6 protein-coding genes are annotated in these 12075 nt (G+C 37.5%); 2 read left to right on the top strand and 4 right to left on the bottom strand.

Going from position 1 to position 12075, the window contains the following annotated elements:
- The first annotated feature begins 75 nt into the window (after positions 1 to 75).
- A complete protein-coding gene (locus tag NZD88_RS03665; RefSeq protein WP_259827534.1) occupies positions 76 to 1854 on the top strand; it encodes an AMP-dependent synthetase/ligase in 1779 nt (592 codons plus the stop codon).
- 181 nt (positions 1855 to 2035) lie between these two features.
- On the opposite strand, the gene NZD88_RS03670 is transcribed toward NZD88_RS03665, so the two are convergent.
- Complete coding sequence (locus NZD88_RS03670) at positions 2036 to 2812, bottom strand: zinc ribbon domain-containing protein (RefSeq protein ID WP_169235596.1); 777 nt, start codon at positions 2810 to 2812, stop codon at positions 2036 to 2038.
- 3 nt (positions 2813 to 2815) lie between these two features.
- Positions 2816 to 3913: a Nif3-like dinuclear metal center hexameric protein gene (locus NZD88_RS03675; RefSeq protein WP_259827536.1), complete on the bottom strand. Its 1098-nt coding sequence runs from the start codon at positions 3911 to 3913 to the stop codon at positions 2816 to 2818.
- Between the two features lie 61 nt (positions 3914 to 3974).
- Here NZD88_RS03675 and NZD88_RS03680 point away from each other — a divergent pair, with 61 nt between their 5' ends.
- Entirely contained in the window at positions 3975 to 4802 is an 828-nt protein-coding gene (locus NZD88_RS03680; RefSeq protein WP_259827537.1) for an ion transporter, read from the top strand.
- 273 nt (positions 4803 to 5075) lie between these two features.
- On the opposite strand, the gene NZD88_RS03685 is transcribed toward NZD88_RS03680, so the two are convergent.
- Positions 5076 to 6662 (bottom strand): GEVED domain-containing protein, encoded by a 1587-nt coding sequence (locus tag NZD88_RS03685; protein WP_259827540.1) that lies wholly within the window; start codon positions 6660 to 6662, stop codon positions 5076 to 5078.
- Positions 6663 to 6941: 279 nt separating this feature from the next.
- Positions 6942 to 12065: a beta strand repeat-containing protein gene (locus NZD88_RS03690; RefSeq protein ID WP_259827541.1), complete on the bottom strand. Its 5124-nt coding sequence runs from the start codon at positions 12063 to 12065 to the stop codon at positions 6942 to 6944.
- Positions 12066 to 12075 lie beyond the last annotated feature (10 nt).

Below are 12075 nucleotides of genomic sequence, written 5' to 3' on the forward strand. Positions count from 1 at the left end.
AATTGATCATTTCAGATTACTACAATTAAAAAAAATGCTTATATTTAAAATTCTTTAAAAATTGCTTAAAAAATCATGACAATCAAAAGATTATTCGATATTCCATACTACGCTTTAGAAAAATTTCCTAAAACGGATATGTTTGTAACCAAATACCAGGGCGAGTGGAAAAAAACTTCAACGTTAGAGTTTATCAATCAGGGAAATAAAATCTCCAGAGGACTTTTGAAACTGGGCATTAAACCGGGAGATAAGATTGCTCTGATTACCACCAATTCCCGTACGGAATGGGCAGTGATGGATTTTGGACTCTCTCAGATCGGTGTGGTTTCTGTTCCTGTTTATCCGAGTATTTCTGCTGAAGATTATGAATTTATCTTTAATAATGCTGAAATACAGTATTGTTTTGTATCTGATAAGGAACTGCTTACTAAAGTGATGAAGGTAAAACATAATATTCCTACTTTACAGGGAATTTTTACTTTTGATATCATAAGCGGAGCAGCCAACTGGAGAGAAATTCTGGATCTTGGTGAAGACGATTCCACTCAGATTGAAGTAGAAGATCTTTCCAATGCTATCAATTCTGAGGATCTGGCTACCATTATTTACACTTCCGGAACTACGGGAAGACCAAAAGGCGTGATGCTTACCCATCATAATATTGTTTCTAATGTATTGGGCTCTTTTCCAAGAATCCCTAAGAAAAAAAGCCTGGATTACAAAGATACAAGAGTGCTGAGCTTCCTTCCTATCTGTCATATTTTTGAAAGGATGCTTTTTTATCTTTTCCAGTACAATGGCTTTTCTGTTTATTTCGCTGAAAGCATTGATAAAATGGGTGAAAATGTAAAAGAAGTAAAGCCGCATTATATGAGTGTTGTACCCAGACTGGTAGAAAAGGTATATGACAAGATCTATAACACAGGTTCTTCAGCTGGGGGACTAAAATCAAAAATATTCTTCTGGGCTTTAAATTTAATCAGCAAGAAAAAAGAAATCTCCAAACCTTCAGGATTGCAGGGAATCATTGCGGATAAACTGGTATTTTCTAAATGGAGAGAAGGCCTGGGCGGAGAAATCATTACTTTGGTTTCCGGTTCTGCGGCCCTTTCCACAAGATTAAACCTGATGTTCCAGAATGCCGGTATTCCTATCTTAGAAGGATATGGCTTAACTGAAACGTCACCGGTTATTTCTGTAAATAGTTTTGAAAAAATGAAGATCGGTACCGTCGGCAGGCCGTTGGATAATCTGCAGGTGAAGATCCAGGAAGATGGTGAAATTACGGTAAAAGGACCGTCTGTTTTCAAAGGCTATTTTAAGGCTGAAGATATAACTAAGGAAGCTTTTACAGAAGACGGATTCTTCAAAACAGGAGACATCGGACATATTGATACTGAAGGGTTTCTTCAGATCACAGACCGTAAAAAAGAAATGTTTAAAACATCAGGTGGAAAATATATTGCTCCACAAATGATTGAAAACCTTGCAAAAGCGTCAAAATTCATTGAACAGATCATGGTAGTAGGTGACGGTGAAAAAATGCCATGTGCATTGGTACAACCTGATTTTGAATTTGCAAAAAACTGGGCAATGAGAAACAATCTGAATATAGGTTCTACTCCGGCAGAAATTGCCAAAAGTCCTGAATTAAAGGAAAGAATACAAAAGGAGATGGAAGGCATCAATGAACATCTCGGAAACTGGGAAAAGATCAAAAGAATTGAGCTTACCCCGGAAGTCTGGGCCATCGATACAGGACTGCTTACGCCTACTTTAAAACTGAAAAGAAAGGCTGTCAAAGAGAAGTTTATGGATCTGTACAACAAAATGTACGAGCATCACGAATAAAAATACAAAAAGCTGTTTCAGAGATGAAGCAGCTTCTTGTATTTTGTATCAATAGAAACGGGCTTTAGCCCGTTCACCTTAAAAGCATAATCCAAAGGCTTTAGCCAAAACATCATCTTTATATGAAACAAAAAATGTGCTTCATTTCTGAAGCACATTTTTATATTATTTAAAATCGAAATTAAAATTTAATAACCGATTTCATTCTATCGTTTTCTTCCATTACCAATTCGTCATCTACAAGAATTTTTCCTGAGTGCTCATCAATAATGATTTTCTTTCTCTGTGCAATCTCCATCTGCTTCTGAGGAGGAATGGTAAAGAATGAACCTTTTGGCGCTCCTCTTTCTAATCCTACAACCGCTAATCCGTTGATAGAGCTCTTTCTGATTCTGTTATATGAAGCTAGTAATCTTTCGTCAATCTTACTTGCATACTCTTTAGACTGCTCTATTAAGTATTCCTCTTCTTTTTTAGTTTCAGAGACAAGACCATCCAATTCTACTTTTTTGAATTTTAAATGGTTTTTTAGGTCACTGATTTTCCCGTTAAGTTCGCTTAAAGTTTCATTTTTGTGAGCAATTTTAACTCCGAATTCTTTAATTCTCTTGTCAGCAAGCTGAATTTCCAGCTCCTGGAATTCCATTTCTTTTCCTAATGCTTCAAACTCTTTATTGTTTCTTACCGTATCCTGCTGAGATTTGTATTTTTCAATTAAAGTTTTCGCATGGTTGATCACTTCATGCTTGGTTTTGATCTGGTCGTCCTGATCTTTGATATCTGCATGAAATTTTTCAGCTCTTTTTTCAAGTCCTTCAATCTCAATTTCAAGATCTTCAACTTCAATTGGCAATTCTCCTCTGGTATTTCGGATTTCATCCAATCTTGAATCAATGATCTGCAAATCGTATAAAGCTCTTAATTTTTCTTCAACTGAAATATCGTTGGTTTTTGCCATATCTTAAATGAAATAATTTACTGGGTTTGTTTTTTCAATAGATTTTGAAATTGCAAATGTACTAAATTTTTGTGACAAAATTTCAAATAATTGTTGAGTTACAAATTGTTCTGATTCATAATGGCCTATGTCGCAGATCAGCATTTTGGATTCTGCCATAAAATAGTCGTGGTATTTGATATCTCCGGTAAGATAGGCATCACATTTCTGCGATATTGCCGATTTTATTCCACTGGCGCCGGATCCTCCAAGAACACCTACTCTTCTGATTTTTTTCCGGGTAAAATCAGAATGTTTAATCACTTCAAGTCCGAATTTTTCTTTCACGAGTCTTAAAAAATCCTGTTCATCCATCTCTTCCTCAAAATCGCCATACATTCCCAATCCCGAATGCTGGTTTTCATTATCCAGCTGATAAATCTGATGGGCTACCTCCTCATAGGGATGCGCTGCCTTCATCGCTGAAATAATACGTCCTTGTTTATAGCTTTCAAAAATAACGGATACCATATCTTCATCTGCCTGTTCACGGATATTCTGCTGTCCCGAGAATGGATTAGAACCTTCCCCCGGTCTGAAAGTACCATTTCCGTTCAGTGTAAAACTACATTCATCATAGAAGCCTATATTCCCGGCTCCTGCAGAGAAAAGAGCTTCTCTCACTTTGTCCGAATGATCCTTCGGCACAAAAACCGTTAACTGTTTTAAATTATTTTTTTTAGGCTGAAGAATGTTCAGATCTTTTAACCCTAAATGGCTGCAGATTCCATGATTGACTCCAAAAAAGTCATTATCAAATGCCGTATGTATGGCATAGATGGCTATTTTATTCTCAATAGCTTTTAGCACAGCTCTTTCCACATAATTCTTCCCCGTCAGAGATTTTAATCCTGAGAAAATAATGGGATGAAAACATACAATCAGATTACAGTTTTTCTGAATAGCCTCATCCACCACATTCTCCAGTGCATCATGGCATACCAGTATACCGCTGACATTTCGGCCCGGAACTCCACAAAGCAGTCCTACATTATCAAAGTCTTCTGCCTGCTGCAGGGGAATACGGTTCTCTATTTTTGAAATTACTTCGCTTATTGTCATTTTATTCTGTATGTTTGCTACGAAAATAACGATAATTTGTTAATTTTAAAAAACATTAAAAATGGAAAGAGAACATAATCTTGTTCCTGAAGACAAGCTTTGGAAAAGGTTTCTTTACAGGGTCATCTATCGTGCCGACACTAAACTCGGGAAGTTATTTGACATTACATTATTATCTCTGATCCTTATAAGTACGGCCATTATTATGATGGAAAGTGTACCTCAACTCGACAAAAGATTTCACAGAACCTTTCTGATCCTGGAATGGATTATTTCTATCTTCTTCACCGTCGAGTACTGGATGCGTATCAGTGTGGTGAAAAATAAGAAAAACTATATTTTCAGCTTTTTCGGAATCATCGATTTTTTGGCACTGGTTCCTTTCTTCCTCAGTTTTTTCTTTCCGGTCACAAAATATTTTCTGATTTTCAGAATGCTACGAATGCTGAGAGTTTTCAGAATTTTCAACCTTCTGGATTTTATGAACGACGGCTACCTCATCGTGAGAGCCTTAAAACACAGTTCCAGAAAGATCTATATTTTTCTTTTATTCCTGATTATTTTTTCAGTGATTGTAGGCTCCCTCATGTTTATGGTGGAGGGCGGAAGACCCGGTTTTGAAACGATTCCACAGTCTATTTACTGGGCGGTAGTTACGGTGACCACAGTGGGTTATGGTGATGTCTCCCCTATTACCCCAATGGGTAAATTTTTTGCTGTTATTTTAATGCTTGCCGGATATTCTATCATCGCCGTTCCTACGGGAATTGTAACGGCAGAAATGCGGAACAAAAGACAGAATCTGGAAAAGATCTGTGACCAGTGTGGCAACGAAGATATAGATGACGACGCGAGATACTGTAAACAGTGTGGCAAGAAATTAGCTTAGTATTTGGTATTGATATTAATATATTCACCAAAATACCACAAAAATCATGGAACCACAAAAGAAAAATAAGCCCAATAGTCTGGTCATTATCCTTTTCTCTTTAATTGTATTAATGATCATTATTTATTTTATACTCGTAATGTTTTTCCCAACTGTATTTGAGCATATGAACACAGGAGATATACAGCCAGTACCCAATAAATGATAAGGATGAGTAATATAAAAAAGACGGCCATATGGCCGTCTTTTTCTATGAATGTGAGTATTTTCTTTTTATTTTTTGATGGCTTTAATCATCTGTTTAGAACCGTCTTTCATATTTAAAGTCACAAAATACAATCCTTGTTTCAGGTCTCCCAAATGAAGAGCAGAAGAAGGAGTATCAATAGTTTTCACCAATCTTCCGGAAACATCAGAAACTGAAACCGACTTCACAAGATCTGCTTTTGAAATGTTCAATACATCGGTGAAAGGATTCGGATATGCTTTAATATCTTCTTTTGCTTTGGAAACTTCAGATGTAGCCAGTGATGCAGATTCTACTTTAAAGTTATCTACGAAGAACTCGTAGTCCTCAGGATCGTTCACAGATCCGTCCGAGGCATAAAATGCAAAGATCGTATTCGCTCCCGTATAAGATGTCAGATTATAAGAATAGGCCGTAGAGGTATTAGATGGTCCATTCGCATTATTCCACGTCTGAAGGACAGTCCATGTACTTCCTCCATCACCTGAAACCAAGAACTGAACCACGTCGTCAGATCCCATAGCAGAAGCAGTAGTCTCCAAAAATTCTGTAACTCCATAATCAAACTTAACCCTGTATCCTCCTGCAGACAAATTGAAAGGTACAGTTTTCAACCATGCTTTAGTTCCGGTAAAGTAAAGGTTTATTTTTGCCGCATTATCACCGGAATTCAGGAAGTCACCATCAAACCATAACTCTTCCGTATCGTCAGGTCCTGTACTGGCATCCCCACCCGAAGCTTGTTCCCAACAGTTTCCAGGGAATGTTGAAAAATCGTTTGTATAGGTTACTGAAGGCACTACAACGGCACAAAGTGTTGTAAATGATGTTCCTATCGACCATGCACTTTTATCAGAAGCACTGCATACAGACCTCACCCATACATAATAAGTAGTAGCAGAAGATAGCGTAGACAGGGGCACCGATGTAGAAGATGCTCCTACACTTCCTGTTGCTGCAGTAGTACTGGTGGGTGCTGTATTTGTTTGAGAATAATAATATTCGTAACCTACCCCTACGGTACTCGTTGAGGCTGTCCATGCAACAGATGCTGAGCTTGAAGTGACTGCACTGGAAGATAGATTACTCGGTGCCAGACAGCTTGGTGCAGCTCCTATAGTTACTGTGTAATCATGTGCTTCTCCATACCCAGATGTATTACAAGGCTCTGGTTGGCTGGAATATCGGTCCCCTACTCTCATTCTGTAAGTTCCGGGTGTTACTGTAGCAGGAATAATGATACTCCCGTTAGTAATTGAATTATCATCAGGTCCCACACTGCTTGCCGCTGCAACCAGTTCTGGTGCTGCATCATCAAAGGTTCCGTTATTATCAAAATCGATCCAGACACGCACATTCTGATTGGAATAATCATGGACAATAGAAAAGGCATAATTAACTCCGGCGTTCATGTTAATCGTTTGTGAGGTATAATCTCCATACGCTCCCTGAGAGCAGCCTGTATCCAAATGACTAAATCCCGCTGATGGAATCGTAAAACTGTCGATCATGTCCCCTCCATCGCAACCGCTTGAAAATTCTGGTATACAATAGGTCTGAGCAAATGCACACGTGCTAATCATTAGTAAATTCGCAAGTAAAATCTTTTTCATGTAATATTATTTTATGGTAATCGCTAATTTAATAAAAAAAACACAATATCTATTTTTTTTGTTTAAAAAAGATATGACTCCTTGAAGTTTGTATAAAAATATTTGCAAATAATTAATTTTTAATTGATTATATATATTCAATTAAAAATCCCACATATATAAATATAAGCAAGTACAAAGTTTTTGCATCAATCATTAAATACAAATCATTACACTTATAATTACAAAAAAATAGCAGCCTTTCAGCTGCTATTCTATAATAATAGGGTCAATAAAATTTTATTTCTTAATGGCCTTGATTGTTTGTTTTGATCCGTCTTTCATGTTAAGAGTGACAAGATACATTCCTTGTTTCAGATTTCCTAACTGAAGAGCTGTAGAAGGATTTTCGATAGTATTTACTAATCTTCCGGCAAGATCTATTATGGAAATAGATTTCACATTAGAAATATCAGAAATATTCAATACATCCGTGAATGGATTTGGATAAGCTTTTATTCCTTTTCCATTAGATACAACTTCACTTGTACCAAGACCAGAAGCTATTTTCGCATAAGATAGAAAACCTGAATAACTAGCAGTTGCTAATGCAGTAGTAGATTGTGTGGTATTTGGTGTACCAGCAGCATAAGTACCTGTAGTACCAAATAAACTATCATATACTCCACTTGCAGTTGGTGCAATTACCGGGAAATTAACATTTGTAATTGCATTATCTCCCAATCTTACATTAATTGTTGAGAAAGTACCAGATACTAAAGGTGCTTCCCATCTTCTCGTAGATAAATTTTGGATCGCAGCAGATGCTGTTCCTGAGTTAGTATCAAATGCTTCTGCTTTCATATTAGTCACTGCAGTAGTAGCCGGAGCCAACCAAACTGGTGCATACGCAGTCTTTCCAACTGGATAATGAATGTAAGCAGTATTGGAATTAGCAATAGTTCTGGCAAAAGGCCCATTAATATAAGCTGTTGCACTACCTCCAGATAATGTACCTGCTACTGTTGCTGTACCTAATGTCAATAAATTGGTATCAGTAGTATTGACAAAACCTTGAGTTAAAGTTAAAGTTCCACTTACTGATAAAGGAGAATTCAGTGTTACACCTGTTGCATTTGAATTATTAACTTGAAAGTTAAATAAATTTGCTGTTGGAGAAACTGCCAAGTTTCCTATAGTTCCATTATTAGTAATAGATTGTGATAATGTAGATGGCGAGAATGTTAAAGCAGAGGTTGTATTACTTGTTACTAAGCTTGCTACTAAGCCACCAGCAGTGTTAATATAAGCACCTGTTGAGTTTACTGTTAAGTTTTTACCAAAAATCAATGCTACTCCTAAATTAAGTGTACTATTAGCATTAATTGTTACATCTCCAGTTGCTGCTAACTGATATACTGAAGAAACCAATCTATTGGTACCACTTCCTCCATTCACAATTATACTTCCTAAAGACAAGTATGCTGAACTAGCCCAGTTATTTACATAAAAACCATTTGTGTTACCTCCTGAATCAGTAGAAACACCATCACCAAATTGAGTGATATGATTTACAGATGTAGCTAATGTTGTTGTAGATACCGTACCATTTGTAATATAAATTGTATACCCATTTGTATTTGTTGTTGCCGTATGTGGGTCTACAAACAATAATGTTCCCCCTGTTAAATTAATATTCGTAGAAGCACTATTAAATAGTGGAGTACCAGATGCTACTGAGTTAGCCACCACCCCTGCTGCATTTCCATCTATTTTAATTGTTCCACCTGATTGATTAAATACAGATGTTGTTGTTGCATTGCTAATATTTCCATTAATATTTAATGTTCCTCCTGAAACAGTTAATGTACCGTTGTTGGTAAGGAAATTATTATTTAGTGTACAACCTACAGTTAAATCTCCTGAAGCATTTACTAATGTTCCTCCAGCATTGATAGTAACATTTTTAGAAACATTGCTTGCTGAGTTTACCGTTACCGTAGTACCAGCTGCAATTTGCACCACATCTGTACAAGTAGGCACCGTTCCTTTGTTCCAGGTAGAAGCAACACCCCAATCGCCATTTGCTACAGATAGAAAAGGAATATCCGAAGCTGCAATACCTAAATAATACGTGTTCGCCAAATTAGCCAGTGGAACAGCTGTTCTTTGTGCATTTACATAACTTGTTCCTGTTTGGTGTGTTCCCAAAGCTGGAGCTGATGCTAAAGTTATCCTACTGTTTCCATTAGCAGCACCATAAATATTTTGTCCGTTTATTGCCATGCTATAAGCAGGTGTCCCTGCAATCCCTGATTGAGAAACAACCCAATTGGATTTTGCTTGCGTATCTACGGTATAAGCTCCATCTACAATGCTTACAGCATTTGTTCCTGCAACATCATTGTATTGTACTGCAATTTTCCCACCTGTTGTAGCGGCTGCTGTTTGATTCAAATATAAATTACGCGCTACAAAAGCAGAAGATGTACCTACAGCAAAAGGATATACTCCAGCTGTTGTTCCAGAAGGAGTAGTACTTGCCGTAATAGTTGCTCCGCCGGTTGTTGTAGGCCACCATCTTGCAAAAATACTACCCGTGCTAAAACCACCTGCAGTATAAGACATAGTTCCGTTAGAAGTAGCTGAAGTTCCTAAAATAAAAGTGTTAGCACCTGTGTTGACAAATCCAGTTGTCATGGTTAATGTTCCAGATACTGTACCTGTATTTGCCCCACTCAATAATGAATTTGCATTGGCAAAAGTAACACCAGTTGAAGAACTATTATTAATTGTTACTGAACTAAAATTGGCAGTAGAACTTGCTGTAACAATATTATTTCTAAATACACCAGATCCTGAAACAGTCTGAGGCGTGGCAGAAGCTGAAGCAGTTGCATTTTTGAAATTTTGGAAACTCAAAGTGGAAGCAGTATGCGTAAATGTACCATTATTGATAAAATTACCTGCAATACTTATTCCAGATGTTGGCATTCTAAATTCTCCATTTGCATTAATAGTTAATGTATTAATACCAATAGTTGAGGATGAATTTGATACATATCTATTTGTACCTGAAGCTCCGTCTACTATTACATTATCAAAATATATTTTGCTTCCTGCATTGTTCCAAATAAATCCTCCCGCAGCTGAAGCAGTTGCAGTAGTTCCTCCTGCATCAGTAGAAGATCCGTCACCAAACTTTAAAGTCCAGCCTACTGTATTATCAATGGCAGTTCCACCAGAATAGGAGAATGCGTATGAAGCAGTACTATTAGCTGCATGAGGGTCTACCACGGTCATAGTTCCACCAGTAAGTGTTACATTTCCGGTAGCTATATTTACTATGTGTGTACCCGAAGCTACACTTGTTGCCGTAGCTCCTGCATCGTTTCCATCCACATTTATATTACCCCCCGTTTGGGCAAAAGTAGAACCCGATACATTATTAATGTTACCATTTACTACTACGTTTCCTCCAGATACTGATAAAGTACCACCGTTATTAACATAATTATTTTTATTAACGCAACCCACTGTAATAGATCCTCCTGTTGCAGATAAAGTACCTCCTACATTAATAATCACATTACTAGGTGTTGCTGTTGTTGAAGCACTAACAGTTACTGTATGACCTGATAAAATAGCTGCATTTGCACAACTTGGCACTACACCACCTACCCATGTACTTGTACTTTCCCAAGGACCTGATTGTGCTGATTCTATAGGAGCTTCTGATGCAATCGAAGCCAATGTATAAGTAGCTGCAATATTTGCGGCAGGTACCGAAGTTCTTTGTCCCATAGGCTGGCTTGTACCTGCCTGAGCAGTTCCTACCAACGCTCCATTGTTTAACAATGTAACATTTGCACTAGTAGCCGTATATGTACCCTGCCCTTGAATAGCAAAATTATGTGTGGCAGACGAAGCATAACCTGCCAAAGTCGTAACTACCCAATTGGCATTAGTTTGTCTGTCATAAGTTAAAGAACCTTCTGTTACCGGAGTAATGGCAGAAGTTCCTGTTCCTCCGTTAAATTTAACTGCCAATTGACCTGCTGTAGTTAATGCTGCAGTAGCTCTATGAAAGTGGCTAGCATTGTAAGAACCTGCATTCCCTGTCACAAAAGGATAAGTACCTGCACCCGCTGTAGGTATAGTTGCTGCAGCTATTGTCGTTCCTGATCCTGTTGTTCCATACCATCTGCTAAAAGTAGAGCCAGAAGCAAAACCACCTGCTGTATAACTTAAAGTTCCTACAGCTGTACCAGAAACTCCCAGTATAAAAGTATTAGAACCTATATTTACAACCCCATTGGTAAAAGTCAATGTTCCCGAAACAGTACCTGTATTTGCGCCACTTAGTAACGAGTTGGCATCTGCGAAAGTAACACCGCCTGCACTTGAATTATTGATTAATAAAGAAGTGTAATTTGCCGTTGAAGCTGTTGCTGAATTTCTAAATACGCCACTTCCTGAAATGTTCTGAGCAACAGTATTTACAGCACTTGATGTACCTGAAGGCAGAGCAAAAGTAAGAGTTGAAGCGGTTGTTAATATTCCATTATTAATCAAATTACCTCCAATTACATTAATTCCCGTGGGCCTGAACTCACTCCCTGCACTAATAGTCATATTACCAAAATTACCTGTACTAAAAGGAGAAGTAACAAATCGGTTTCCAGTTGTAGTACCTGTATTAAATACTATCGTTCCAGTATTTAATTTGCTAGAACCTGTGTATGGATCGTAAATAAAACCACCTGTATTTGTTGTAGCATCTGTTGAGACCCCATCTCCAAATTGAAGCGTATGAGCTGTTGAAGCATTTACATTTGTTGTAGAATTGGAATAATTAAATGAATAACTAGAAGTCGTAGTTCCTACATGTGGATCTACAATAATAATTGTACCTCCTGTTAAATTAAGAGAAGTAGTAGATATTACAAACAATGAAGTTCCACTCGCTACACTTCCTGTTGCTGAACCTCCATTATTCCCATCTTCTGTAATCGTTCCACCACTCTGATTAAAAGTAGCTGCTGATGCTATTATCACATTTCCATTTACATTCAAATTACCTCCTGAAACTGTTAATGTTCCTCCAGCTACATTTAATGTAGAGTCAAATGTTCCCGCTTTACTTACCGTAAGGGTGTTTGTAGCAACTGTTAAACTTCCGGAATTAATAGTAAGCTGTCTGACTGAAGCACTACCGGGAAGTGTCATTGCCGAAGCATTTTGAATAACAAAATTGTCTGAATTACTTATAGAACCAGGCGATGTTCCTGTCCCATCAGCATTCGTTCCCCACGAAGCCACATTTGTAAAATCCGTGGCCGAGGCTTTGGAATAATACGTTGTTTGTGCTTTCATTGTTGCAAAACTGCAGACCAATAAGAGCCAAAGATAAGTTTTTTTCATACTCAGTAAA

Source organism: Chryseobacterium pyrolae (assembly GCF_025153485.1).
Taxonomy (GTDB): domain Bacteria; phylum Bacteroidota; class Bacteroidia; order Flavobacteriales; family Weeksellaceae; genus Chryseobacterium; species Chryseobacterium antibioticum.

Coding starts and splice junctions, on each gene's coding strand:
- NZD88_RS03665 (WP_259827534.1), top strand. CDS start 76: ATGACAATCAAAAGATTATTCGATATTCCATACTACGCTTTAGAAAAA.
- NZD88_RS03670 (WP_169235596.1), bottom strand. CDS start 2,812: ATGGCAAAAACCAACGATATTTCAGTTGAAGAAAAATTAAGAGCTTTA.
- NZD88_RS03675 (WP_259827536.1), bottom strand. CDS start 3,913: ATGACAATAAGCGAAGTAATTTCAAAAATAGAGAACCGTATTCCCCTG.
- NZD88_RS03680 (WP_259827537.1), top strand. CDS start 3,975: ATGGAAAGAGAACATAATCTTGTTCCTGAAGACAAGCTTTGGAAAAGG.
- NZD88_RS03685 (WP_259827540.1), bottom strand. CDS start 6,662: ATGAAAAAGATTTTACTTGCGAATTTACTAATGATTAGCACGTGTGCA.
- NZD88_RS03690 (WP_259827541.1), bottom strand. CDS start 12,065: ATGAAAAAAACTTATCTTTGGCTCTTATTGGTCTGCAGTTTTGCAACA.